Genomic DNA, 24,447 nt, shown 5'->3' on the forward strand with positions numbered 1-24,447 from the left:
TGAAAACAAAAGCGCCCTAACCTCCCCTTCATCGTTTACAGGCTTGCGGGAGTGTTCTCATGTCGCCATTCGTACAACTGTTGGCCAGCGCCGTGGCGCTGATGATGGCCATGGGCATCGGCCGCTTCGCTCTCACCCCGCAACTGCCGCAACTGATCGCCGAAGGCCAGTTCGACCTGACCAGCGCAGGGCTTGTCGCAGCAGCCAACTACCTTGGCTATTTCGTTGGTGCCGCGTATGCCATGTTCGCCCGCACCCCCGCCCAGGTCAGGCTGTGCCTGCACGGCGGGCTGTGGCTCTGTGTGGTGCTGACCCTGGCGTCCTGGGCTGCGGACGGGTTCTGGAGCCACCTGCTGCTGCGTTTCGGTACGGGCGTAGCCAGTGCGTGGGTGCTGGTGATGATCACCAGCCTCAGCCAGCAACTGGCCAACGCCAACAATCGTCCGCGCCTTGGCGCCCTGGTGTTCGCCGGGCCTGGGCTGGGCATCGCCGTGACCGGCCTGCTGGCACTGGTCGCTCACTCGCTTGGGTTGAGCTCCGCGGCGTTGTGGCTGGTGTATAGCGTTGCCGCGCTGGTCATGTTGCTGGCGGTGCGCCCTTGGCTGCCTCGCGCTCAGGCACCCGCTGTGGTGCTGAGCACGGTGCAGGGAGGCGCGACACGCAGCGTTGGCATCGGCCGCCTTGGCCTGGTGTATGGCTTGTATGGCGTGGGCTACATCCTGCCGGCCACGTTCCTGGCGCAAATGGCCAACCAACAGTTCCAAGGCAACTGGATGGCGGACCTGTTCTGGCCGGGGTTTGGTGTGGCGGCGGCGTTGGGCGTGGTGCTGGTGAGTGTGCGACGCGCCGGCCGCACTTCGGCCTGGCTGACCGCGACCTTGTGGCTGCAAGGCCTTGGCGTACTGGCCTGCCTGATGGGCGGCGGCCTTGGCTTGGCCTTGGGCGTGGTGCTCTGCGGTACGCCGTTTCTGGCATGCATGCAGCTGGTGATGCAACGCTCGCGGGAGCTGGCGCCCCATGCCACGCAGCGCAATGCCGGGCAGCTGACAGCGTGCTTTGCGCTGGGACAGTTGAGCGGCCCGTTGCTGGCGGCGCTGAGCAACCATTACAGCGGGGGCTTGCAGCCGGCGCTGGCAACGGCGGCGGCTGGGTTGGGGCTGGCGGGGGTGTTGGTGCTTACGGGCACACGCCATAACCGCGACTGCCAGATTGCGGGACGGGTTGCCTGATGGATCGAGGCTGATCAGTACCGGCCCTATCGCCGGCAAGCCGGCTCTCACATGAATTGCGCCGACTGTTAGAAACTGGACAAGGCGGTTGAGTGCACAGGTGAAGCGTAGGCCTGAAGAACTGCGCGGTCGGAGGTGGGAGCCGGCTTGCCGGCGATGGGCCGCATAGCGGCCCCAAAGCCACGCTAATCTCATCGAGCGCGATCGAATGATTACCGATCCGGTCGGCACGTACAGCAAAGACGACGCCTACCCCACAAACCTGCGCAACTGCTGCTTCACCCAAGGCTCGGCACTGACCAGCACCACGCCGAGCAAAACCATCACTGCCCCAAGCACGAAATTCACGCTCAGCGGTTCATCCAGCAACAGCACGCCAAACGTCACCCCAAACAACGGGGTAATGAAGGAAAACACCGCCAGATTCGAAGCCAGGTACTTGCGCAGCAACCAGAACCACGTCAGGTAGCTGACAAATGAAACCACAATACCCTGGAACAGCACGCTGCCGACCGCCAAAGGCGTCCACACGACCTTGTCGATCTGCCCGCTAAGCAAGGCGATCAGCACCAACCCGACAAACCCCACCGCCAGCTGATAGAACAGCGTCAACGTCGCAGGCGCCTCAGACAAACGCGAACCCCGTACCACCACCGTCGTTGCCCCCCAAGCCAAACCGGCCAGGACACCGAATGCATCGCCGAGCAGCATGCGCCCGTCCATCTCCTCGAACGACAGCCCCCCGGCAAATGCGGTAGCGATGCCGCCGAACGCCAAGACGATGCCCAGCCACTGCAACAGGCGCAGCCGCTCGCTGGGCAGCATCAGGTGCAGCCCAAGTGCCGTGAACACCGGTGCGGTGTAGAGAAACACAGACATATGCGCCGCGGATGTCAGCTTCAGCCCCTCGGCGATGAACAGGAACTCCAGGCCAAACAAACCGCCGGCCAGCAGCCCGCCACGCCAAGTGCTCCCGACCTGCCCCCAGCCACCGCGCCAGCAGATCATCAAGCCAACCAGCACGGCGGCAAGGCCGTTACGCAGTGCAGCCTGCATCACCGGCGCAATATCAACCGCAGCGGATTTGATCAATACCTGTTGGCAACCCCAGATCAGGCACAGCCCCAGCATGACCTGAAAGGCAAACGCATCGGGATTCTTGCGGGCCGCACTCATGGGCGGACCTCTTGGGTGATCGATGACATGGGCAAGGCTCGGCAGTATTCAGGAACTGCCGATTATCGGTTTTTCCGAGCAGGCCTTGCCAGCCTCAATGCGACCTCAAGCGATCTGCGCCTTCGCCGACACCTGCTCGAAGGTGGTTTCGTCCAGCGCATCCTCCTGTTCATCGAGCACCTGGCGGGGGTGCTCGAAGCCCGGGATGCTGCTGTCGATCAGGCTCATCAGCCGCGAACCACGCTCGGTCAGCACGAAGTTCTCACCGTTACCACCCTCTTCCGGCGGCCGGCTTTCGATGAAGCCGCGCTCGAACAGCAGCTTCTCGTACTCGCAGGCACGGGTCTTGAGTTGATCCACATCGGTGACTTGCTGACCTTCGCAGGCCATCGCCGCAGCGTGCTGCTCGGCATAGGGGCGTGGTGTAAAGCTATGACCGGCGCCGTTCTGCACCTCGTGCAACAAACGCTCGATCAAGTCCCAGTCGTAGGTGATGCTCATGGCTATGGCCTCTTGCGATGTACGAATGGAGTACACAGGTTGGGACCAGCCGGGGTTTGAGTACGTTCCAATCTTCTCGGCACAGGGGTAGCCAGATTTGCCGGCACGGCCGCCCGTCACGGACGCTGAACTTCCGGGCCTCACGAGCTCTCCACCGAGCACAACCACCGCCGGAGGTATAAAGGATGAAACCGCTGCTGCGCATCGCCTGTGCGACTGCCGTGTTCTGCGCCCTGCCCGCCTGGGCCTGCACACCGGAAGAGGCTACCCAGAAACGTGAGGAACTGGCAGAGCTGGTGAGCCATTTGACCGAACAAAACCCGCAGAAAGCGAAGGAGATCAATGATGAGCTCCAAGGGATGGAGCTGGGCACGGCGAGTAAGGACCTGCCCGACAAGTGTCAGCTGATCGAAAAGCGGATCAAGGAATTGAAAGAGGCGGAAAAGAAAGCGGATTGACAGCAGGACTGCTGGCGCAATCGCCGACAAAGCAGCGCTCGCAGGTGAACACCCGGGAGCCGGCTTGCCGACGAATGCGCCTTAGCGCAGGGTATTACTCAGCAGCAGGCTTGCGCTTCTTCAACGGCGCCATGCCATCGGAGCTCGCCAGTGGCGCGTTGGCCTTTGGCTTGGCGGTCGGCTTACGCTTGGCAGCCGCTTTTTTGTCGCCAGCCTTCTTCTCGGTCTTTTTCTTCTTGGTGCCGGCAGCCTTGCCCGACGCCTTGACCTTCTTCGGCCCGTTGTAGGTGCCTTTGACTTCCTTGATCACACGGCGCTCGAACTGCTGCTTGAGGTAGCGCTCGATGCTGGACATCAGGTTCCAGTCATTGTGGGTGATCAACGAGATCGCCAGGCCTTCGCCGCCGGCACGGCCGGTGCGGCCAATGCGGTGCACATACTCGTCGCCGCTGCGCGGCATGTCGAAGTTGATCACCAGGTCCAGGCCGTCGATGTCCAGGCCACGGGCGGCCACGTCGGTGGCCACCAGTACCTTGGAGCTGCCTTGCTTGAAGCGCTCGATGGCCAGTTTGCGGTCCTTCTGGTCCTTTTCACCGTGCAGCACGAACGCTTTTACGTCTTTGGCGACCAGGTGGCCATAGATGCGGTCAGCGAGCACGCGGGTATTGGTGAAGATGATCGCCTTGTCGAACTTTTCGTTGGCCAGCAGCCACTGCACGATCGCCTCTTTGTGCTGGTCGTGGTCCGCGGTGATGACCTGCTGGCGGGTGCCTTCGGCCAGCTGCGAAACACTGTTGAGCATCAGGTGCTCAGGGTTTTTCAGCACTTTGCCGATGATGTCGCGCAGGGCCGCGCCGCCGGTGGTGGCCGAGAACAGCAGGGTTTGCTCACGGTTTTCGCATTCTTTGCACAGGCGCTCCATGTCTTCGGCGAAGCCCATGTCGAGCATGCGGTCGGCTTCGTCGAGGATCATCACCTGTACATGGGACAGATCGAGGTTGCCGGCATTGAGCTGCTCGAGCAGGCGGCCCGGGGTGCCGATCAGCACATCCGGCACCTTGCGCAGCATGGCGGCCTGTTCCTTGAAGTCTTCACCGCCGGTGACCAGGCCCGCCTTGATGTAGGTGAACTGCGAGAACAGCTGCACTTGCTTGAGGGTCTGCTGGGCCAGCTCACGGGTCGGCAGCAGGATCAGCGCGCGGATCTCGACGCGCGCGCCTTTGAGGTCGACCAGGCGGTTGAGCAGCGGCAGGACGAAGGCCGCGGTCTTGCCGCTGCCGGTCTGCGCGGTCACCCGCAGATCACGCCCTTGCAGGGCCAAGGGGATGGCCGCGGCCTGCACCGGGGTTGGCTCGACAAATTTAAGCTCGGCCACGGCTTTAAGCAGGCGTTCATGCAGGGCGAATTGGGAGAACACGGAGGTAACCTCAGGCAAGTGCGGGAAATTCAGTTGCATAGGGTAACGTTTTCTGCAGCCGGAGCCGAATTTCTTTTGGCAACTTTGTCGCCAACCGCGCTCTAATGGCGCTTCGTTTCGCAAGCAAAGACCGTACTGAAGCTCATGGATATGCAAAAACTCTGGCGCGACAGCCTCGACCTGTGGGGCACCCTCGACCAACACCCCATGCTCCACGCCGCCATCGGCCTGGCCGTGCTGCTGTTGGTTTCCCTGGTAATCGGCCGCCTGGCGCGCTTTCTGATCCTGCACGGCACGCGCCTGCTGGCCCGTCAGCCTGCGCTCAAATGGCTCGACGACCTGCGCCACAACAAGGTGTTTCACCGCCTGGCGCAGACCACACCGTCGCTGGTGATCCAGTTCGGGCTGAAACTGGTACCGGAGCTGTCCGATACCGCCCAGCATTTCCTTGGCAACATGGCGCTGGCCTTCACCCTGCTGTTCATGACCCTGGCGCTGTCGTGCCTGCTCGATGGCCTGCTCGACATCTATGCCCGCACCGAACATGCCCGCACCCGCTCGATCAAGGGTTATGTGCAACTGGCGAAGATGATGCTGTGGATTTTCGCCTCCATCGTCATCGTCGCCACGCTGATCGACCGTTCCCCCCTGTTGCTGCTGTCTGGGCTGGGTGCGATGTCGGCCGTATTGCTGTTGGTGTACAAGGACACCTTGCTGTCGTTCGTCGCCAGCGTGCAGCTCACCAGTAACGACATGCTGCATGTTGGCGACTGGATCGAGATGCCCCAGGTTGGTGCCGATGGCGATGTGGTCGATATCACCCTGCATACGGTGAAGGTGCAGAACTTCGACAAGACCATCGTTTCGATCCCAACCTGGCGGCTGATGAGCGAGTCGTTCCGCAACTACAGGGGCATGCAGCAATCGGGCGGCCGGCGGATCAAACGCAGCCTGTTCATCGATGCATCGGGCGTGCGTTTCCTGACCCGGGAAGAAGAACAGCGCCTGAGCGGCGTGCGCCTGCTCGGTGACTACCTGGCCGGCAAGCGCCAGGAACTTCATGAGTGGAACGAAGCACTGGGGCCTGTGGCCGAGCTGTCGGCCAACCGTCGCCAGTTGACCAACATCGGCACCTTCCGCGCCTTTGCCCTGGCTTACCTGAGAAACCACCCCAACGTGCATCAGGACATGACCTGCATGGTCCGGCAGATGCAGACCGGCGCCGAGGGGGTGCCGCTGGAGATCTACTGCTTCACCACCACCACGGTGTGGGCGGATTACGAGCGGATCCAGGGGGATATCTTCGATTACCTGCTGGCAGTGTTGCCGGAGTTCGGGCTGAGCCTGTATCAGCAGCCGAGCGGCAATGACATGCGCATCGGGCTGGCGGGGCGCGCTTCGACGGAGCGAGCGCCGCATCGCCTGGAAGACCTGAGCGAGGCTTGAGATCGCAGGGGCCGCTGTGCGGCCCATCGCCGGCAAGCCCGGCTCCCACATGGATTGCGCCGGCCTCTAGAAATTGGGCAAGACGGTAGCTTCCTCAGGTAAGCGCAGGCCTGAAGAACTGCACGGTCGTGGTGGGAGCCGGCTTGCCGGCGATGAGGCCCTCAGCTACCCCGCATAAACACAAAAGGGGAACGGCGCAGTGACTGGTTCAAGAGCTTTTCATCATCCCCAGTTCGGCATCATCAAGCAGGGCCTTGGCTAGGGCGCAGAGGTAATGCGAGGCCCAAAGTAGCTGGGGTTTATCTTCCATCAGACCGTCGATGGACAGGTCACGGGCATAACCCATCAGTTCCGAGGCCTGTTCGCGAGCACTCTGGCAAGGGATGCCGGGTTCGATGCGGAATAATGGATGGTTTTGATTTTCACCTTGGTAAAAGATGGTTCTGCCAACAGTGAAGTTGGTTTCTTCGGTGGCCACAGATTCATCTCCCTGAAGTTCCAGATGCCTGGACTCGCTCTATCACCACAGGTCAGCCCAGGCAAATCATGATGCGGATTAATGTAACGTTTGAGAATCCGCTGGCTTTTGGACTTGAGCCAGCGCTGATTCAAGTAACCTGCGCAGGGTTTCAAGTTCGTGCATGGACGTCATCATCAACACCGCAACGGGTGACCTCGGTTGCAACAAAACGGCTTGCTGAGCGACGGCTTCTGCACGTAGCGCATAGTCGGCGGCCATCAGCAGCGTGTCTTCCAGGGAGTGGAGGTTGTAGGGTGGATCGGGGACTATCTTCAGCATGATGTAACCCTCAATTTGTGGATCGGGACCACCGCCCTTTGCTGTCAAACAAAGGGTGGCAGCTGTGCACGGGTTGACAGACCGGTCAAATTGAGAAACCCGGCGCACCCGAAGGCGCCCCACGCACAGCCACCATTGAAGGCAAAGCTATGGATTGCAATTTGAGTCGGCCTGTCAAAGCCGATCGTTGAAACTCAACGACCAGCCGAGACTAGTGGCCAACCCAGCACACCACAATCACCGGCAGTATCTTTGGGAAATGCCCTACAGGAAAGGGACTAAATCTGATTTAGTTATCCGCTAGACGTAACAGCGTGTAAGGCGTGCAGGCCATGTGCGCTTCAAGATTCGTCCATGGAAGCGGCCTTGTGTCGCGAAAGGGCTGCACAGCAACTCCAAATCACCCCGCATACCCCAGCAGGTACAGCAAACCAGTCAAGGTGACCAGAGAAGCCACCGTCGACAACAGGATCGTGCGCGATATCAGCCCCGCTTCCCGGTTGTAATACTCCGCCAGCATGAACGGCCCGGTCCCCGTCGGCAGTGCAGCCAGCAGTACCGCTGAAGCGGCCCACATGGTCGGCAGGCTGAACACCTTGAACGCCAACACCCACGTCAGCGCCGGCTGCCCCACCAGCTTCATCGCAATCAGTGGCCATGGGCTGGCCTGGGCGCCGCTGCGTTTCTCTGCCAGAAACGCCCCCAGCGAAATCAACGCACACGGCGTGGTCGCCACGGCGAGCATGTCGAGAAAATGCATCACCGGTTCCGCCACGCCCAGACCGGTCATTGCCCAAGCAGCCCCCACCACGGGCGAAATCACCAAGGGATTCTTCGCCAGCGCCTTGCCCACTACCCACATGGCGCGGCCGATCCGCTTCTCGTCCTGTAGGCCGATCTCGATCAGCGTCAGCGATATCGCAAATACCAGGCAGACCACGATCAACGACGAGATCAACGCCGGCTGTAATCCGGGCTGACCGAACAGCAGCAAACACAATGGGATGCCGATATAGCCGGTGTTGGCATACCCCGCGCTGAGCCCATCGATACTGGCCGCGACCAGCCCGTGGCCGTTGCACAGCCGCCAGGCCAGGGTGGCCACGAACATGGCCAGCGCCCCTGCGCCGAAGGCCACGATGAACCCTGGGTGCCATACCTCAGTCCAGGTCGCAGTGGCCGTGACTTTGAACAACAGGGCCGGCAGGCACAGCCAGACCACCATCTTGTTGATCTCGGCCGCAGCCTTGTCGCCAAGCTTGTTGGTGCGGCGGCAAAGGTAACCGACCAGGATCAGCGCAAAGATCGGCGCGACGATGACCAGGATGGTGTGCATGTCAGGCCCTGCGCACCAGCGGTGCATGCGTACGGCTGCCCAGGCGGCTCAGCCACACCGAGGCCAGGATGATTGCACCACCGATGAACAGGCGCCCCAATGGCTCGTGCTGGTTCCAGATAAGAAGGTTGAGCAGCAGCCCCACCGGCACGTGCAGGTTGTTCATCACTGCCAGCGTACCGCCTGAGACCATGCACGCACCCTTGTTCCACCAGTACAAGCCCAGCGCCGTCGGACACAGCCCGAGGAACAGCAGCACCAGCCATTGCACGTCGGTGCTCGGCAAATGCTGGGTGTTGCCAAACAGCAGGAAGGCCGGCAGCACAATGATCAACGCACCCAGATAGAAGTAGCCGAAACGCTTGTAATGTGGCAGGTCGCTGGGGTGGCGGGCAACCAGATGGCGGTACAGCACCTGCCCGGCAGCGTAAGTGAAGTTGGCCAACTGCAGCAGCAGGAAGCCAATGAAGAAGTCGCCACTGATGCTGTCGAAGCGGATCACCGCCGCACCTGCGACCGCCACCAGGGCGGCGAGCAAGGCCCAAGGATTGAAACGGCGGTTCAGCGCGTCCTCGATCAGGGTCACGTGCAAGGGCGTGAGAATCGTGAACAGCAGCACCTCAGGTACGGTCAGCACGCGGAAGCTCAGGTACAAGCAGACATAGGTGATGCCGTACTGCAGCGCACCGATCAGCAGCATGGAGCGCATGAAGCGCGGTTCGACCTGGCGCCAGCGGGTCAGCGGCAGGAAGACCAGGCCCGCCAGTACCACCCGTGCGAGCACGGCAAAGTAGCTGTCGACGTGCCCGGCCAGGTACTCGCCGATCAGGCTGAAGGAAAACGCCTGGATCAGCGCGACGATTATCAGGTAGCCCATGGTTGCCTCTCGTAAATCAAGGCCGCGACCTTAGCGGGTTGCGCCCGATGTGTTCAACCCTGCGCAGTGTGGGGGTTGCGCATTTCATGGGCGTGAGCGATTCACCCACAAAAAAGCCCGGCCATCGAGGCCGGGCAGGTACACCCAAAGGAGCAAACAAGGTGTCAGGGTTGGGAATTCGTTGCCGCTCAGGCCATCGTGGCGAGCTTGTCCTTGGCCTGGTTGAGGCCTTTTTCGTGGAAGTCACCGCTCATGTTCAGGCCTTCGGCATGGATGAAGTTCACATCGTGAATGCCGATGAATGCCATTACCTGGCGCAGGTACGGCTCTTGATGGTCGCTGGTGGCGCCAGCGTGGATGCCGCCACGGGCCGTCAGCACAATGGCACGCTTGCCGGTCAGCAGGCCTTGCGGGCCGGTCGGGGTGTACTTGAAGGTGATGCCGGCACGCAGGACGTGGTCAAGCCAGGCCTTGAGCGTGCTGGGGATGGTGAAGTTGTACATCGGTGCAGCCATCACCAGCACGTCGGCCGCCAGCAGTTCATCTGTCAACACGTTGGAGCGCGCCAGGGCGTCCAGCTCAGCGGCATTGCGCTGTTCTTCAGGCTTCATCCAGCCACCGAGCAGGTTGGCGTCCAGGTGCGGAACCGGGGCCACCGCCAGATCGCGGACAGTGATCTCGTCGGCCGGGTGCGCTGCTTGCCATTGTTCGATGAAGTCACGGGTCAGTTGACGGGAAACGGAATCCTGTTGGCGGGCGCTGCTTTCGATGATCAGTACGCGGGACATGGGGTGCCTCCATCGGCAGAAAGGGTTGCGATTCGATGGAGGTGAGATTAAGGCTTGACCTATCGATAAAAAAGCGTAAAAAGTGGGTTCAATTTATCGAATAATCAGTTTTATACCGCTTTGCAGTCCAAGGCGATACGCAGCTTGATGATCTGCCGGTTGAACTTGGCCGTGACGTCCACACTTTTGCCCGCCGGTACGTTCACCCGGCGTACCCGTGGCGCCTCCGGGCCGTTGCGGAACGTCACCTTGCAGGCCGCCGGCACTTGCCCATAGTTGTTCAGGGTGATGGCGCCGATGTCGTACGCGGTGTCGTAGGCGGTGTAGTCCAGCTTGACTCCGGCCAGTTCCTTCTCCACGTCGATGGGGTAAGCCATGGCCCCGAGGGGCAGGCACATCAGTATTGCCGCACAACATTTCTTCATGGGGCGCTCTCCTTGAAAGAGCGCAGCTTAGGTCAACAGGAGCCAAAGATGAAAGCGCCGCGCGTAACCCTGGATCAGTGGCGAACCTTGCAGGCAGTGGTCGATCACGGTGGGTTTGCCCAGGCAGCCGAAGCTCTGCACCGTTCTCAGTCGTCGGTCAGTTACACGGTGGCGCGCATGCAAGAGCAGCTCGGCGTGCCACTGCTGCGCATCGATGGCCGCAAAGCCGTGCTGACCGAGGCAGGCAACGTACTGCTGCGCCGCTCACGGCACCTGGTCAAGCAGGCCAGCCAGCTGGAAGACCTGGCGCACCACATGGAGCAAGGCTGGGAAGCCGAGGTCCGGGTCGTGGTCGATGCCGCCTACCCCAGTGCCCGCCTGGTACGTGCCCTGGCGGCGTTCATGCCACAGAGCCGGGGTTGCCGGGTGCGCCTGCGCGAGGAAGTGCTGTCGGGCGTGGAGGAGGTCATGCATGAAGGCATCGCCGACCTTGCCATCAGCAGCTACAGCATCGGCGGCTATCTGGGCACCGAGCTCAGTGCTGTGGAGTTCGTGGCCGTCGCCCACCCCGAGCACAGCTTGCACCGCCTGGGCCGGGAGATCACCTTCCAGGACCTGGAAAGCCAGTTGCAGGTGGTGATCCGCGACTCCGGCCGCGCCCAACCCCGCGATGTGGGCTGGCTAGGCGCCGAACAGCGCTGGACCGTCGGTAGCCTGGGTACCGCCACCACCTTCGTCAGCAGCGGGCTGGGTTTTGCCTGGCTGCCGCGGCACATGATCGACCGCGAACTGCGCGAAGGGGTGCTCAAGCCGCTGCCACTGGACCAGGGTGGCAGCCGACATCCACTGTTCTACCTTTATTCGAGCAAAGAAAAGACCTTGGGCCCGGCCACGCAGATCCTCATCGACCTGCTGCGCAATTTCGATACCGCGCCACTGGACGTGCCCTTCGCAGCCCCGCCGCAAGCCTGAGAGAACCGCGCCCATGGCCTATTTCGAACATGAAGGATGCTCGCTGCATTATCAGGAATACGGCCAGGGCGACCCCCTGGTACTGCTGCACGGCCTGGGCTCCAGCAGCCAGGACTGGGAGCTGCAGCTACCCGCGCTCAGCCGTCACTACCGAGTGATCCTCATGGACATCCGCGGCCACGGCCGCTCCGACAAGCCCCGCGAGGGCTACCAGATCGCCACATTCAGCGAAGACCTGCTGGCCCTGCTCGAACACCTGCAGACCGGCCCGGTGCACTTCGTGGGGCTGTCGATGGGCGGCATGGTCGGTTTCCAGTTCGCCGTCGACCATCCGCAATGGCTGCGCAGCCTGTGCATCGTCAACAGCGCCCCCGAGGTCAAACGCCGCACACGCAGCGACTGGGTCTGGTGGGCCAAGCGCTGGGGCCTGGCGCGCATCCTCAGTGTCGAGACAGTCGGCAAGGGCCTGGCCCAGCGCCTGTTCCCCAAACCGGAGCAAGCCGACTTGCGCCAGAAGATGGCGCAACGCTGGGCACGCAACGACAAACGCGCCTACCTCAAGAGTTTCGACGCCATCGTCGACTGGGGCGTGCAGGAACGCATCGGCCAGATACACTGTCCCACGCTGGTGGTCGCTGCCGACCACGATTACACCCCGGTCCAACTCAAAGAGCGCTACGTTGCCCTGATGCCGCAGGCAAGGCTGGTAGTCATCGATGATTCCCGGCACGCTACACCCCTCGATCAACCCGAAGTCTTCAACCAGACTTTGCTGCAGTTCCTCGCAGCCGCTTCCACCTCTCAAGGATCTTTGAGCTCATGCTGAAAAAACTTCTGCTCACCGCCTGCTCGGTCGCCTTTGCCACCACCGTCATGGCCTCCGACAAGACCCCTCACGTAGTGCTCGACACCAGCTTTGGCCAGGTCGAAATCGAGCTCAATGCCGAGAAGGCGCCGCTCAGTACCAAGAATTTCCTCGAATACGTCGATAGCGGTTTCTACAACAACACCATTTTCCACCGCGTGATCCCGGGCTTCATGGTCCAGGGCGGGGGCTTCACCGAGCAGATGGTGCAAAAACCGACCCGTGACCCGATCCGCAACGAAGCCAGCAACGGCCTGCAGAACACCCGCGGCACTCTGTCGATGGCCCGCACGTCCAACCCGAACTCGGCCACCAGCCAGTTCTTCATCAACGTGGCCGACAACGACTTCCTCAACCCGGGCCGCGACGCCGGCTACGCCGTGTTCGGCAAAGTGACCAAGGGCATGGAAGTGGTCGACCAGATCGTCAACTCCCCCACCACCGTCAAGAAAGGCATGCGCGATGTGCCGGCCGACCCGGTGTTCATCAAGTCAGCCAAACGCATCGACTGACCGCAGGCTTCACAAGGACGTGAAACCGCCTGAGGGTCGGGTTGAACAGGAGTGTTGTCACCCATGCTGTACCGCCGTTTCGAACAACTGATCGATATTTTCCGCGATGCGCCCAGCGAGTCGCCGCCCACCCAGGTGTGGCCGTTCTACCTTTACTACCTACGCCAGGTGTGGCCGAGTTTTCTCGCCCTGCTGGTGGTCGGCCTGGTCGCCTCGCTGATCGAGGTGGCGATGTTCAGCTACCTGAGCCGCATCATCGACCTGGCCCAGGGCACGCCCAATGCCAACTTCTTCAGCGAGCACAGCGGTGAGCTGATCTGGATGCTGGTGGTGATCCTGCTGCTACGGCCGGTGTTTTTCGGTCTGCATGACCTGCTGGTGCACCAGACCATCAACCCGGGCATGACCAGCCTGATCCGCTGGCAAAACCACACCTATGTGCTCAAGCAGAGCCTGAACTTCTTCCAGAGCGACTTTGCCGGGCGTATCGCCCAGCGCATCATGCAGACCGGCAACTCCCTGCGCGACTCGGCAGTACAGGCGGTGGATGCGTTGTGGCATGTACTGATCTATGCGATCACCTCGCTGGTGCTGTTCGCCGAGGCCGACTGGCGCCTGATGCTGCCGTTACTGGCCTGGATTGCCAGCTATGTCGCCGCGCTGTTCTACTTCGTGCCACGGGTCAAGGAGCGCTCGGTGATCTCCTCCGATGCCCGCTCCAAGCTGATGGGGCGTATCGTCGACGGCTACACCAACATCGCCACCCTCAAGCTGTTCGCCCACACCGACTACGAGCAGCAGTACGCCCGCGAAGCGATTCGCGAGCAGACTGAAAAGACCCAGCTGGCGTCGCGGGTGATCACCAGCATGGACGTGGTCATCACCAGCCTTAACGGCTTGCTGGTGGTCGCCACCACCGGCCTGGCCCTTTGGCTGTGGAGCCAATCGCTGATCACCGTCGGCGCCATCGCCCTGGCCACCGGGCTGGTGATCCGTATCGTCAACATGTCGGGCTGGATCATGTGGGTGGTCAACGGCATCTTCGAGAACATCGGCATGGTGCAGGACGGCTTGCAGACCATCGCCCAGCCGGTCACTGTCACCGACAAACCCAAGGCAGCGCCGCTGAAAGTGACCCGTGGCGCGGTGCGCTTCGATAACGTCGACTTCCACTACGGCAAGGCTCGCAACGTGATCGACGGGCTGAACCTGGACATCCGCCCGGGCGAAAAGATCGGCCTGATCGGCCCCTCCGGCGCCGGCAAATCTACCTTGGTCAACCTGCTGCTGCGCCTTTACGACGTGCAGGGCGGGCGTATCCTGATCGACGGGCAGGACATCGCCGAGGTGAGCCAGGCCAGCCTGCGGGCGCAGATCGGCATGATCACCCAGGACACCTCACTGCTGCATCGCTCGATCCGCGACAACCTGTTGTACGGGCGCCCTGATGCCAGCGAGCAAGCGCTGCACGAAGCCGTGCGCCGGGCCCGTGCCGACGAATTCATTCCGCAGTTGTCGGATGCCCAAGGCCGCACGGGCTTCGACGCGCATGTGGGCGAGCGTGGGGTCAAGCTTTCCGGTGGCCAGCGCCAGCGCATCGCGATCGCGCGGGTGCTGCTCAAGAACGCGCCCATCCTGATCATGGACGAGGCCACTTCAGCGCTGGACTCTGAGGTGGAAGCGGCGATCCAGGAAAGCCTGGAAACCCTGATGCAAGGCAAGACGGTGATCGCCATCGCCCACCGCCTCTCGACCATTGCGCGGATGGACCGCCTGGTGGTGCTGGACCAGGGGCATATCGTCGAAAGTGGCAGCCACAGTGAACTGCTGGCCCAGCAAGGGTTGTATGCCAGGCTATGGCATCACCAGACGGGCGGCTTCGTCGGGGTGGATTGAGGCCTGGCAGGTCTCAATCCCGGCGGTAAGGCAACATCTCACGCGCCTGCTCGGCATACCCCATGACCCCTGCCCGCTCCTGCTGCAGGAAATCACCCACCGCCCTGCGCAGCCCTGGGTGAAGCAGATAATGCCAGGAGCGGGTCAGCACCGGCTCGAAGCCACGAATCAGCTTGTGCTCGCCCTGCGCGCCGGCATCGAAGCGCTGCAAGCCTTCGGCAATCGCAAAGTCCATGCCTTGGTAGAAGCAGGTCTCGAAGTGCAGCCGGTCGAACTCATCCAGGCAGCCCCAATAGCGCCCAAACAGGCTATCGCCACCCACCAGGCTCAGGGCCATGGCCACATTGCGACCGCCCTGACGGGCCATCACCACCCTTAGGGCCTCGGGCATGCGCTGGGCCAGCAGGCTGAAGAATTCGCGGGTCAGGTACGGCGTACGCCTACGCACGGCGTAGGTATTGGCGTAGCAGAGGTAGATGAAATCCCATTGGGCCTCTTCCAGTTCATCGCCACGGTACCAACGGAAGTCGATGCCCTGCCCCGCCACCTGCTCACGTTCCTTGCGCATCTGTTTGCGCTTGCGCGAACTCAAGCTGTCGAGAAAATCCTGAAAGTCGCGGTAGCCACGGTTGCGCCAGTGGAACTGGCACCCCAGGCGCTCCATCCAGCCGGGCAAGCCGGCCATATCTGCATCCAGGCCAGGGTCGGTGAAGTTGATGTGAGCCCCGGATAGCCCGGCTTTGCTCAAATACTCAGGCAACGCCTGGAGCACCAGCAGGCCATCGGCCGGGTCGACGCTGAGCAGGCGCGGGCCGCTGACCGGGCTGAACGGCACGGCGCCGAGCAGTTTGGGGTAATAGGCAATACCGGCACGCTCACAAGCGTCGGCCCAACCATGATCGAACACGTACTCACCGTACGAGTGCCACTTGCGGTACGCCGGCAGCAGCGCACGCACCTGCCCGTCACGCTCCAGCACCAGGTGTTCTGCCGCCCAGCCGGTAGCTGGCGCGACACTGCCACTGTCCTCCATGGCGCTCAGGAAGGCATGGCGCAGGAACGGCTGGCCGGCAGGCACCAGGGCGTCCCAGGTCGCCGCAGGGAGGTCACGCAAATGGGCAAGGCTGTAGAGGCTGGTCACGATGTCGACTCGCGGAGTGAGGGCATCAGTATCAGGGAATACCGGCCTCTCACTCAAATGCCGAATGCCGGCCCGATCCTTTGATTCTCAATTACTTAACGGCAGTGCCACTAAATAGACATTATTCTGTCATTCGCCCCCGCAATACTTGCGCCTGTTTTCCGGAACCTCAGAACCTGTCTATTCAGGCCCTTTCCGAAGACATGCCAACATGGGGGTGGACGCTGAGCCTCCCCAATATTTTTTAGTAGGGAGAACCTTATGCGTCTTGTTTCTACACTTACCGGAGTGAGCCTTACCGGCATGATGCTGGCTCTGAGTACTCCGGCCAGTGCGGCTGTCGACGCCAAGCTGCTCGAAATGCTCCGCGCCAACGGCTCGATCAACCAGGCGCAGTACAACGAACTGCAAGGTGACCTGGCAAAAGAAACCAAGGAAAAGGCCGACCAGAAAGCTCAGTCTGAACGCATGAGCTCCTTCGAACAAAAAGTGGCATGGGCTGCCAAGACCCAGGTCAAAGGCGATGTGCGCCTGCGCTACGAAGACGTCAACGTCGACGACCCGAACAGCAGCAGCGGCAACCAGGACCGCCAGCGCGTCCGCGCCCGCGTCGGTTTCTACAGCGAGATCAACCCGCAAGTCGACGCTGGCATCCGCATCGCCACCGGCAGCAGCGCAGACCGCCGTTCGACCAACCAGAGCTTCGACAACTACTTCGACAAGAAATCGCTGTGGGTCGACCTGGCCTACCTCGACTGGCACCCCACCGCAATTCCGAACCTGCACCTGATCGGCGGCAAGATGGCACAGCCTTGGGTGAGCATGGGTGACATCATCTGGGACGGCGACATCAACCCGGAAGGCGTTGCCGCTACCTACAAGACCGACCTCGGCGGCGCCGAAGTCTTCGCCAGCGCGGGCCAGTACACGCTCAAGGACAACGTGGACGGTGACGGCGTGCAGTACAAGCACGACGCCCAGGTCTACCACGGCCAGTTGGGCGCCAAGTTCGCCCCCGCCGATGTACTCAAGCTCACCGTCGGCGCGAGCATCTATGGCTACGACAACGACAAGGAAGCGACCATCCTGCAGTCGTTCGGCAATACCACCAACGAGTTCAACCTGGTGGAAGGCTTCGGCCAGCTGGACTTCACCGGCCTCGCCATCCCATTGTCGGCGTATGGCCAGTACGTGAAGAACACCGAAAGCACCGACGGCGAAGACCAGGCCTGGCTGGCTGGCCTGAAGACCAAAGTCGGCGCCTGGAGCCTGGACTACAACTACCGCGATGTTCAGCGCAACGCCGTGGTCAGCCTGTTCACCGACTCCGACTTCGGCAACGGTTACACCGGCTCGCGCGGCCACAAGTTCAAGGTCGGTTATGAAATCGACAAGAACTTCTCGCTGGGCGCTGCCTACCTGATGGCCAAGACCGACCTGTCGCAGTTGCCCAACAGCAACGCCGATGTCGACACCCTGCAGGTGGACCTGGAAGCCAAGTTCTAAGCTGCAACGGCCAAGCTTCACTCAAGGCGGGAAATGCCGACCCCATCCGGCATTTCCCGCCTTTTTTCGCCTGCCAGAAATACACAGGCCCCGCCGCCGGCAACCCGGCGCAGGGCCAGTGCCCACCGTCAGCGTTTGCGCAGAATCACACTGCCAATCGAATAACCTGCCCCAAATGAGCTCAACACGCCCAGCGAACCCTTGGCCAAGTCATCCTGGTACAGGTGGAAGGCGATCACCGACCCCGCCGAGCTGGTGTTGGCATAACGGTCGAGAATCACCGGAGCCTCTTCCTCGGCCACCTCACGCCCCAGCAGCTTCTTGACGATCAGGTGGTTCATGCTCAGGTTGGCCTGGTGCAGCCAGAAGCGCTTGACGTCTGAAGGCTGCAGACCGTTCTCACCCAGGTGCTTGCCGATCAGCTCGGCGACCATCGGGCACACTTCCTTGAATACCTTGCGGCCTTCCTGCACGAACAACTTGTCCCGCGTACCGATACCTTCTTCCGCAGCACGGTTGAGGAAGCCGAAGTTGTTGCGGATATTGTTGGAGAACGAGGTCTGCAACTTGGTACCGAGGATATCGAACTGGTGCGCCGAGGTGGCCTGGTCGGCACGCTCGACCAGCACGGCGGTGGCGGCGTCACCAAAAATGAAATGGCTGTCGCGGTCGCGGAAGTTCAGGTGCCCGGTACAGATTTCCGGGCTGACCACCAGCAAGGCACGGGCCTGGCCCAACTGCACGCTGTTGGCTGCGGTCTGGATACCGAACGTGGCCGAGGAGCAAGCCACGTTCATGTCGAAGGCGAAGCCCTCAATACCCAGCGCCTGCTGCACTTCGATGGCGATGGCCGGGTACGGGCGCTGCAGGTTGGAGCAGGCGACGATCACACCGTCGACATCGGCAGGCGTGCGCCCTGCGCGCTCGAGCGCCTGACGGGCAGCGGCCACGCCCATCTCGCAGAGGATCGACTGCTCGTCATTTGAACGCTCCGCCAGCCTCGGCTTCATGCGCTGCGGGTCGAGAATGCCGGCCTTGTCCATGACGAAGCGGCTCTTGATACCCGAGGCCTTCTCGATAAAGGCGGCGTCCGAAAGAGGCGCAGCCTCGATCTCGCCGCGCTCGATGGCGGCAGCGTTGTCGCGGTTGAACTGTTGCGACCAGGTGTTGAAAGATTCCACCAGTTCTTCGTTGGAAATGCTCTGGGCCGGGGTATACAGGCCGGTGCCGCTGATCACGACGTTATGCACGATCGTTCCTCTGGTCAAAGGCCATCGCCACAGGGCGCTGGCTGGAGTAATAGCACTTTAGTACCAAGTCCAAGGCGCAGGTTGAACCCGCGAGGGGCCGCCATGCGGCCCCGAATTGCTTCAATATTGCCACAAGTTCCCGGGTTTAGGCTTCTACCTGAGACCACTGTTTGCTGAGACGTTTGTCAGAAATCGGTACTTTCGTGCCCAACTGCTGGGCAAACAGCGACACCCGATATTCCTCCAGCAACCAGCGGTACAAGGTCAACTGCGCGTCGCGCTTGCCCTCCTGGGCATGCTTGTCGGCACGGGCCTTGTACTGGGCCCAGAGGTTGGCCAGCTCGCCACTCCAAACCCGGTCCTTCTGCACCTGGCTGCCAAGCTTCTCAAGGCGCAACTCCACCGCTTTGAGATAACGGGGCAGCTCCTTGAACCACACCCCAGGCGTCTCGCGCACGAAGCCCGGATACACCAGGTTGGCCAACTGCTGCTTGATGTCGTTAAGCGCCACCGCCTGGCTCAGGTCGATCTTGCCTTTGAAGCGCTTTTGCAGGCCGTGCCAGAGTTTGAGCACTTCCAGCGTCTGGCGGGCCAGGCGCTCGGCGTGTTCCGCCCAGCTTCCCCGCTTGCGCTCGGCAAGCCCGGCCAATGCCGCGCCATCGCGCGGTAGCGTGGCCTCCCCTTCGAGGATGCAGCTATCGAGGCTGGCCAGCAGAATGTCCTCCACCAGCGCTTCGACGCGGCCCAGTTCGCGGTACAGCAAGCCCAGTTCGGTCAGCCCCGGGAGCTTGCCACGCAAGAACTTGGCAGGCTCGGCCAACTGCTGCAGCAACAGGCGCTGCAAAGCACGGCGATGCTGGAACTCGGCTTCGGCCTGGGTCGAGAAACGCCCTTCGCGCACGCTGCCGCTCTCTTCCACCAGCGCCGGGTACACCGTCATCGACAGCCCGGCGATCTTCTGCTGGGCGGTCTGCTTGACCTCACTGAAGGCCTTGGCCTGAACCGGCTGCGCGCTCTTGTCTTCGCGCGGCACCGCCAGCGCTGCCTGGCTGGCGGCGGCAAAGCGTGCGGTCAACTCGGCCAGGTCGCGGCCCTCTCCGAGGAACTTGCCCTGGCCATCGACCACCTCGATGTTCATGCGCAGATGCCCTTCGACCAGGCCTACCGACTCTGCCCAGGCCTCATCGGACACACGGGCGCCGGTCATGCGCAACAGCTCCTGGCCCAAGGCCTGAGGCAAGGCACCCTGGCCGAACGTCATGCGCGCCAGCGACGCCTTGACGAAGTCCGGGACCGGTACGAAGTTCTTGCGCAAGGCCTTGGGCAGGTTGCGCACCAGCGCCACGCACTTGGCTTCGAGCAAGCCCGGCACCAGCCACTCCAGGCGCTCGCCCGGCAGGCTTGGCAGCAGCGGCGCAGGTACCCTCACAGTCACACCGTCGCGGGGGTGGCCCGGTTCGAAGTGGTAGCTCAACGGCAGGCGCAGTTCGCCTACCTGCAAGCTGTCCGGGTATTGCGCCGCCGTGACTTCGCTGGCCTCGCGGGCCAACACGTCTTCCTCACGCATGATCAGCAGGCTGGCGTCCTTCTGGCTGCCCATGCGGTACCAGCTGTCGAAGGTCGCGGTCTGGTGGATCTCCGCTGGCAGGCGCGCTTCGTAGAAGGCGTAAAGGGTTTCTTCATCCGCCAGAATGTCGCGCCGGCGCGCCTTGGCTTCCAGCTCATCGAGCTCTTCAAGCAGGCGTTTGTTGGCGGCCAGGCACTTGGCCCGCGACTGGATCTCGCCGCCAACCAGCCCTTCGCGTATGAACAGTTCACGCGAGGTAACCGGATCGATCGGGCCATAGTGCACTGGGCGGCGGCCGACCAGGATCAACCCGTACAGGGTGATCTGTTCGTAGGCCACCACCTGCCCACGCTTCTTCTCCCAGTGCGGTTCGAAGTGGTTCTTCTTGACCAGGTGAGTCGCCAGCGGCTCGATCCAGTCGGGCTCGATCTTGGCCACCATGCGCGCATACAGCTTCGTGGTCTCCACCAGCTCGGCGGCCATCACCCATTGCGGGCGCTTGCGGCCAATACCCGAGGAAGGGTGTACCCAGAAGCGCCGCTGACGCGCACCCTGGTAGTCGCCGTCTTCGGTCTTGTGGCCGATCTGGCTGAGCAGCCCGCTGAGGATGGCTTTGTGCATCTTCTGGTAGTCGGACGGTTCCTTGTTGACCGTCAGCTGCAGGTCACGGCAGATCAGCGACAACTGACGATGGGCGTCGCGCCATTCGCGAAGACGCAAATAGTTGAGGAAATGCTTGCGGCACCAGTTACGCAGCGGGTTGGCCGTCAGCGCCTGGCGCTGCTCCTCGAAGCCACGCCACAGGTTGACCAGCGCGGCGAAATCGGAATCCACATCCTTCCACTGCGCATGCGCCTGGTCAGCCGCCTGCTGACGCTCCGGCGGGCGCTCGCGGGGGTCCTGCACCGACAATGCACTGGTGACGATCAGCACTTCCTGCAGGCTGCCCTGGCGAGCGCCTTCGAGCAGCATCCGGCCCAGCCGGGGGTCGATCGGCAGGCGCGCCAGCTGACGGCCCAAGGGCGTCAGCTGGTTTTCACGGTTGACCGCCGACAGCTCCTGCAGAAGGTTGAAGCCGTCGCTGATGGCCTTGCCATCGGGCGGCTCGATGAACGGGAAGGCATCGATGGCGCCCAGACGCAGGTGCAGCATCTGCAGGATCACCGCCGCCAGGTTGGTGCGCAGGATCTCGGGGTCGGTGAAGGCTGGCCGGCCGTTGAAGTCTTCTTCGCTGTAAAGACGAATGCAGATGCCCGGCTCGACACGGCCGCAACGGCCTTTACGCTGGTTGGCGCTGGCCTGGGACACCGCTTCGATCGGCAAACGCTGGACCTTGGCACGGTAGCTGTAGCGGCTGATGCGCGCAGTACCGGTGTCGATCACATAACGGATGCCGGGCACGGTCAGCGAGGTTTCTGCCACGTTGGTGGCCAGCACCACACGCCGGCCGGTATGCGACTGGAAGATACGCTGCTGCTCGGCCGGAGACAGGCGCGCATACAGCGGCAGGATCTCGGTATGACGCAACTGGGCCTTGCGCAGGATTTCGGCGGCATCGCGAATCTCGCGCTCCCCCGGCAGGAACACCAGCACGTCGCCGGGGCCCTTGCCCTCGCCGCGCTCGTGATGGGCGATCTCATCGAGGGTGGCGAGGATGGCCTGGTCGACGGTGAGGTCCTCTTCGACCTGGTTGCCTTCTTCGTCCTGTTCGCTGGTCAGCGGGCGATACCAAGTGTCCACCGGATAGGTACGACCAGACACCTCGATGATCGGCGCCCCGTCGAAATGCTTGGAGAAGCGCTCCAGGTCGATGGTCGCCGACGTGATGATCAGCTTCAGGTCCGGGCGGCGATGCAGCAGGGTCTTGAGGTAGCCGAGCAGAAAATCGATGTTCAGGCTGCGCTCGTGCGCCTCGTCGACGATGATCGTGTCGTAGCGCTCGAGGAAGCGGTCATGTTGGGTTTCGGCCAACAAGATGCCATCGGTCATCAGCTTGACCAAGGTGTTGGCGTCGCTCTGGTCCTCGAACCGCACCTGGTAACCGACCAGGGCGCCCAGCGGTGTGCCCAGCTCTTCAGCCACCCGGGCAGCAACGCTGCGCGCCGCAATCCGCCGTGGCTGAGTGTGGGCGATCAGGCCGTGGCTGCCGCGGCCCAGCTCCAGGCAGATCTTGGGCAACTGAGTGGTCTTGCCCGAACCGGTCTCACCGGCAATCACCAGGACCTGGTTTTCGGCCAATGCCTTTTTGATCTCGTCGCGCTTGGCGGCAATCGGCAGGCTGTCGTCGTAGCGGATGCGCGGCACGCTGTGCTGGCGCGCGGTGACCTGGGCGCAAGACGCCTGGACCTTCTCCACCCACTGCGCGAGCTTGGCCTCGTCGGGGCGCTTGCGCAGCTCATGCAGTTGCCGGCGCAGGCGATGGCGGTCGGCAATCATGGCGTGGTCGAGGTTTTGCAGCAGTTTGTCGATGGCGTGGTCAGTCATGGGGCTTTTTAGTGATGCAGGTGAGCCTGCTTGTGCATGATCGGCATTCGATGGATGCGCGATTGTCGCAGATTTACCGGCATTTTGCTGTGTGTACCGGCCCGCCCGAATGTTTAGCCGATACCAGAGTGAAGGTTGCCATTCACTGCTTTAATCAACCTGACGTCGCATGTGAGTATCCAACGCATGATCTGTGCCCAGCCCATCGCCCCGCCGCTTTCGCGCCCTTCGCTACCGAAGGCCCGTACGTGCGCCGGTGAGAACCCGCTGGTCCATGTGATCCTGGCCTTCTGGGCTCTCTGGCACTGTCGCCACGCCCGCCCACCGGACACTTCACTCGCGCATCTGACAAAACCCGGCCACCCTTCGGCCGATTGACTCAGCCGGGCCGCCACCAGGCGGCGGCCCTGTATGCTCACGAGCGAATTTCTCATGCACTTTGCACCCGTAGAACACGCCCAACGTTTCCTTGCCGAAAACCCCGATATCGAGCTGTTCGAACTGTTCATCCTCGACGCCAACGGTGTGCCGCGCGGCAAGCTGCTGCACCGCGAGGAACTGCTGGCGGTGTACCAGAGCGGCCGCCCGCTGCCCAGCACCATCCTGGGCCTGACCCTCAACGGCGATGACGTGGAAAACTCCGGGCTGGTCTGGGACGTCGGCGACATCGACTGTCGCGCCTACCCCTTGGAGGGCAGCCTGGTGCGCCTGCCGTGGCGCCGCGTGCCGACCGCCGCCGTGCAAGTCAGCATGCACCCCAGCGAAGGCCTGCCGGCCAGCGTCGCCGACCCACGCCATGTACTGGTACGCACGATCGAAGCGCTCAAGGCCGATGGCTACCACCCGGTGATGGCCTGCGAGCTGGAGTTCTTCCTGCTCGACCAGCAGCGTGACGCCCAGGGCCGTCCGCAACCGGCGTTGGACAACGACGGCGGCCGCCCGCGCAGCACCCAGGTCTATGGCCTGCGTGAGCTGGAGCAGATAGAGCCGTTTCTCGCCGACCTTTACGCGGCCTGCAAAGCCCAGGGCATCCCGGCCCGCACGGCGATTTCGGAGTACGCCCCCGGCCAGGTGGAAATTACCCTCGAGCATGGCGATGCCCTGGAAGCGATGGACCAGGCCGTGCGCTACAAGCGCCTGGTCAAAGGCGTGGCGCACGCCCACGGCATGCAGGCGTGCTTCATGGCCAAACCCTTCGCGCAGCTGGCCGGCACCGGCATGCACATGCACCTGAGCCTGGCCGACAGCGCCGGTAACAACCTGTTCGCCAGCCAGGACAAGGCCGGCACCCCGCTGCTGCGCCAAGCGGTTGCCGGCATGCTGCGCCACCTGCGCGACGCGCTGCTGCTGTTCTGCCCCAACGCCAACTCGTTCCGCCGCTTCCAGGCCAACAGCTATGCACCGCTGGCGCCAACCTGGGGTGTCGACAACCGCACGGTGAGCTTGCGCGTGCCCGGCGGGCCGGCCAACAGCCGCCATGTCGAACACCGGATCTGTGGCGCCGACGCCAATCCGTACCTGGCCGCCGCGGCGATTCTCGCGGCCAGCCACTGCGGCATCCGCGAACGACTCGACCCGGGCGCACCGGTCGAAGGCAACGGCTACGCCCAGGCCACCGAGCACCTGCCCACCGACTGGCTGACCGCCCTCGACGCCCTGGAGCGTTCGGCGTGGGCACGCGAAGCACTCGGCAAGGACTTCCTCGGGGTGTACTTGAAGGTCAAGCGCGCCGAGTACCGCCAGTTCATGGCCGAAGTCAGCGAACAGGACTGGCGCTGGTACCTGCACCAGGCCTGAGCCTC

Annotated in this window: 21 protein-coding genes; 9 read left to right on the top strand and 12 right to left on the bottom strand. The window is 62.6% G+C overall.

Features of this window, described 5'->3' with window-relative positions:
- Nucleotides 1-59 precede the first annotated feature (59 nt).
- Nucleotides 60-1,229 (top strand): MFS transporter, encoded by a 1,170-nt coding sequence (locus OSW16_RS20010; RefSeq protein ID WP_267817904.1) that lies wholly within the window; start codon nt 60-62, stop codon nt 1,227-1,229.
- Between the two features lie 249 nt (nt 1,230-1,478).
- Here the strand turns inward: OSW16_RS20010 and OSW16_RS20015 are convergent, their stop codons facing one another.
- Nucleotides 1,479-2,405: a DMT family transporter gene (locus tag OSW16_RS20015; RefSeq protein ID WP_241807209.1), complete on the bottom strand. Its 927-nt coding sequence runs from the start codon at nt 2,403-2,405 to the stop codon at nt 1,479-1,481.
- Nucleotides 2,406-2,510: 105 nt separating this feature from the next.
- The gene (locus OSW16_RS20020) at nt 2,511-2,906 is read right to left on the bottom strand and encodes a transcriptional regulator (RefSeq protein ID WP_267817906.1); all 396 of its coding nucleotides are present in this window, start codon (nt 2,904-2,906) and stop codon (nt 2,511-2,513) included.
- 185 nt (nt 2,907-3,091) lie between these two features.
- On the opposite strand from OSW16_RS20020, the gene OSW16_RS20025 reads away from it, so the two are divergent.
- Nucleotides 3,092-3,364 (top strand): hypothetical protein, encoded by a 273-nt coding sequence (locus OSW16_RS20025; RefSeq protein ID WP_267817908.1) that lies wholly within the window; start codon nt 3,092-3,094, stop codon nt 3,362-3,364.
- A gap of 94 nt (nt 3,365-3,458) precedes the next feature.
- On the opposite strand, the gene OSW16_RS20030 is transcribed toward OSW16_RS20025, so the two are convergent.
- Entirely contained in the window at nt 3,459-4,820 is a 1,362-nt protein-coding gene (locus tag OSW16_RS20030) for a DEAD/DEAH box helicase (RefSeq protein ID WP_241807212.1), read from the bottom strand.
- Between the two features lie 105 nt (nt 4,821-4,925).
- Here OSW16_RS20030 and OSW16_RS20035 point away from each other — a divergent pair, with 105 nt between their 5' ends.
- Entirely contained in the window at nt 4,926-6,227 is a 1,302-nt protein-coding gene (locus tag OSW16_RS20035) for a mechanosensitive ion channel family protein (protein WP_267817912.1), read from the top strand.
- A gap of 208 nt (nt 6,228-6,435) precedes the next feature.
- On the opposite strand, the gene OSW16_RS20040 is transcribed toward OSW16_RS20035, so the two are convergent.
- The 6 genes from OSW16_RS20040 to OSW16_RS20065 all read right to left on the bottom strand — a co-directional run bounded on the left by OSW16_RS20040 (nt 6,436) and on the right by OSW16_RS20065 (nt 10,452).
- Nucleotides 6,436-6,705 (bottom strand): DUF3077 domain-containing protein, encoded by a 270-nt coding sequence (locus OSW16_RS20040; protein WP_267817914.1) that lies wholly within the window; start codon nt 6,703-6,705, stop codon nt 6,436-6,438.
- Between the two features lie 78 nt (nt 6,706-6,783).
- Nucleotides 6,784-7,026, bottom strand: a complete 243-nt coding sequence (locus tag OSW16_RS20045; protein WP_267817917.1) for a hypothetical protein — start codon at nt 7,024-7,026, stop codon at nt 6,784-6,786.
- A gap of 400 nt (nt 7,027-7,426) precedes the next feature.
- On the bottom strand, nt 7,427-8,362 hold the full coding sequence (locus OSW16_RS20050) for an AEC family transporter (protein WP_267817919.1): 936 nt from the start codon (nt 8,360-8,362) through the stop codon (nt 7,427-7,429).
- Between the two features lies 1 nt (nt 8,363).
- On the bottom strand, nt 8,364-9,239 hold the full coding sequence (locus tag OSW16_RS20055) for a carboxylate/amino acid/amine transporter (protein WP_267817921.1): 876 nt from the start codon (nt 9,237-9,239) through the stop codon (nt 8,364-8,366).
- Between the two features lie 188 nt (nt 9,240-9,427).
- The gene (locus tag OSW16_RS20060) at nt 9,428-10,027 is read right to left on the bottom strand and encodes an FMN-dependent NADH-azoreductase (RefSeq protein WP_267817923.1); all 600 of its coding nucleotides are present in this window, start codon (nt 10,025-10,027) and stop codon (nt 9,428-9,430) included.
- Nucleotides 10,028-10,137: 110 nt separating this feature from the next.
- Nucleotides 10,138-10,452, bottom strand: coding sequence for a 3-phosphoglycerate kinase (locus OSW16_RS20065; protein ID WP_241806080.1), 315 nt, complete (start codon nt 10,450-10,452; stop codon nt 10,138-10,140).
- A gap of 48 nt (nt 10,453-10,500) precedes the next feature.
- Between OSW16_RS20065 and OSW16_RS20070 the strand changes: the two genes are divergently transcribed.
- From OSW16_RS20070 to OSW16_RS20085, 4 genes are all read left to right on the top strand, one after another.
- Nucleotides 10,501-11,424: a LysR family transcriptional regulator gene (locus OSW16_RS20070; protein WP_012315658.1), complete on the top strand. Its 924-nt coding sequence runs from the start codon at nt 10,501-10,503 to the stop codon at nt 11,422-11,424.
- Nucleotides 11,425-11,437: 13 nt separating this feature from the next.
- Nucleotides 11,438-12,250, top strand: a complete 813-nt coding sequence (locus OSW16_RS20075; RefSeq protein ID WP_267817930.1) for an alpha/beta fold hydrolase — start codon at nt 11,438-11,440, stop codon at nt 12,248-12,250.
- Complete coding sequence (locus OSW16_RS20080; RefSeq protein WP_241806077.1) at nt 12,244-12,801, top strand: peptidylprolyl isomerase; 558 nt, start codon at nt 12,244-12,246, stop codon at nt 12,799-12,801. Before OSW16_RS20075 ends, OSW16_RS20080 begins: the two co-directional genes overlap by 7 nt.
- A gap of 63 nt (nt 12,802-12,864) precedes the next feature.
- Entirely contained in the window at nt 12,865-14,697 is a 1,833-nt protein-coding gene (locus OSW16_RS20085; protein ID WP_267817933.1) for an ABC transporter ATP-binding protein, read from the top strand.
- Between the two features lie 13 nt (nt 14,698-14,710).
- Here OSW16_RS20085 and OSW16_RS20090 read toward each other — a convergent pair whose 3' ends face one another.
- Entirely contained in the window at nt 14,711-15,838 is a 1,128-nt protein-coding gene (locus tag OSW16_RS20090) for a GNAT family N-acetyltransferase (RefSeq protein ID WP_267817935.1), read from the bottom strand.
- A 261-nt stretch (nt 15,839-16,099) separates the two neighbouring features.
- Here OSW16_RS20090 and OSW16_RS20095 point away from each other — a divergent pair, with 261 nt between their 5' ends.
- Nucleotides 16,100-17,344 (top strand): putative porin, encoded by a 1,245-nt coding sequence (locus tag OSW16_RS20095; protein WP_241806074.1) that lies wholly within the window; start codon nt 16,100-16,102, stop codon nt 17,342-17,344.
- 128 nt (nt 17,345-17,472) lie between these two features.
- Here the strand turns inward: OSW16_RS20095 and OSW16_RS20100 are convergent, their stop codons facing one another.
- Both OSW16_RS20100 and hrpA read right to left on the bottom strand, forming a co-directional pair.
- Nucleotides 17,473-18,594: a beta-ketoacyl-ACP synthase III gene (locus OSW16_RS20100; protein ID WP_267817938.1), complete on the bottom strand. Its 1,122-nt coding sequence runs from the start codon at nt 18,592-18,594 to the stop codon at nt 17,473-17,475.
- 145 nt (nt 18,595-18,739) lie between these two features.
- A complete protein-coding gene (hrpA, locus tag OSW16_RS20105; protein WP_267817940.1) occupies nt 18,740-22,645 on the bottom strand; it encodes an ATP-dependent RNA helicase HrpA in 3,906 nt (1,301 codons plus the stop codon).
- A gap of 432 nt (nt 22,646-23,077) precedes the next feature.
- Here hrpA and OSW16_RS20110 point away from each other — a divergent pair, with 432 nt between their 5' ends.
- The gene (locus OSW16_RS20110) at nt 23,078-24,442 is read left to right on the top strand and encodes a glutamine synthetase family protein (RefSeq protein ID WP_267817942.1); all 1,365 of its coding nucleotides are present in this window, start codon (nt 23,078-23,080) and stop codon (nt 24,440-24,442) included.
- Nucleotides 24,443-24,447: the final 5 nt, after the last annotated feature.

The organism is Pseudomonas putida, from assembly GCF_026625125.1.
GTDB classification, from domain to species: Bacteria; Pseudomonadota; Gammaproteobacteria; order Pseudomonadales; family Pseudomonadaceae; genus Aquipseudomonas; species Aquipseudomonas putida_X.

Excerpts from the sequence above, each read along its gene's own strand:
- OSW16_RS20110 (WP_267817942.1), top strand. The coding sequence starts at position 23,078 with ATGCACTTTGCACCCGTAGAACACGCCCAACGTTTCCTTGCCGAAAAC.
- OSW16_RS20065 (WP_241806080.1), bottom strand. The coding sequence starts at position 10,452 with ATGAAGAAATGTTGTGCGGCAATACTGATGTGCCTGCCCCTCGGGGCC.
- OSW16_RS20070 (WP_012315658.1), top strand. The coding sequence starts at position 10,501 with ATGAAAGCGCCGCGCGTAACCCTGGATCAGTGGCGAACCTTGCAGGCA.
- OSW16_RS20085 (WP_267817933.1), top strand. The coding sequence starts at position 12,865 with ATGCTGTACCGCCGTTTCGAACAACTGATCGATATTTTCCGCGATGCG.
- OSW16_RS20060 (WP_267817923.1), bottom strand. The coding sequence starts at position 10,027 with ATGTCCCGCGTACTGATCATCGAAAGCAGCGCCCGCCAACAGGATTCC.
- OSW16_RS20045 (WP_267817917.1), bottom strand. The coding sequence starts at position 7,026 with ATGCTGAAGATAGTCCCCGATCCACCCTACAACCTCCACTCCCTGGAA.
- OSW16_RS20030 (WP_241807212.1), bottom strand. The coding sequence starts at position 4,820 with ATGCAACTGAATTTCCCGCACTTGCCTGAGGTTACCTCCGTGTTCTCC.
- OSW16_RS20055 (WP_267817921.1), bottom strand. The coding sequence starts at position 9,239 with ATGGGCTACCTGATAATCGTCGCGCTGATCCAGGCGTTTTCCTTCAGC.
- OSW16_RS20025 (WP_267817908.1), top strand. The coding sequence starts at position 3,092 with ATGAAACCGCTGCTGCGCATCGCCTGTGCGACTGCCGTGTTCTGCGCC.
- OSW16_RS20015 (WP_241807209.1), bottom strand. The coding sequence starts at position 2,405 with ATGAGTGCGGCCCGCAAGAATCCCGATGCGTTTGCCTTTCAGGTCATG.
- OSW16_RS20020 (WP_267817906.1), bottom strand. The coding sequence starts at position 2,906 with ATGAGCATCACCTACGACTGGGACTTGATCGAGCGTTTGTTGCACGAG.
- OSW16_RS20075 (WP_267817930.1), top strand. The coding sequence starts at position 11,438 with ATGGCCTATTTCGAACATGAAGGATGCTCGCTGCATTATCAGGAATAC.
- OSW16_RS20035 (WP_267817912.1), top strand. The coding sequence starts at position 4,926 with ATGGATATGCAAAAACTCTGGCGCGACAGCCTCGACCTGTGGGGCACC.
- OSW16_RS20010 (WP_267817904.1), top strand. The coding sequence starts at position 60 with ATGTCGCCATTCGTACAACTGTTGGCCAGCGCCGTGGCGCTGATGATG.
- OSW16_RS20095 (WP_241806074.1), top strand. The coding sequence starts at position 16,100 with ATGCGTCTTGTTTCTACACTTACCGGAGTGAGCCTTACCGGCATGATG.
- hrpA (WP_267817940.1), bottom strand. The coding sequence starts at position 22,645 with ATGACTGACCACGCCATCGACAAACTGCTGCAAAACCTCGACCACGCC.
- OSW16_RS20080 (WP_241806077.1), top strand. The coding sequence starts at position 12,244 with ATGCTGAAAAAACTTCTGCTCACCGCCTGCTCGGTCGCCTTTGCCACC.
- OSW16_RS20050 (WP_267817919.1), bottom strand. The coding sequence starts at position 8,362 with ATGCACACCATCCTGGTCATCGTCGCGCCGATCTTTGCGCTGATCCTG.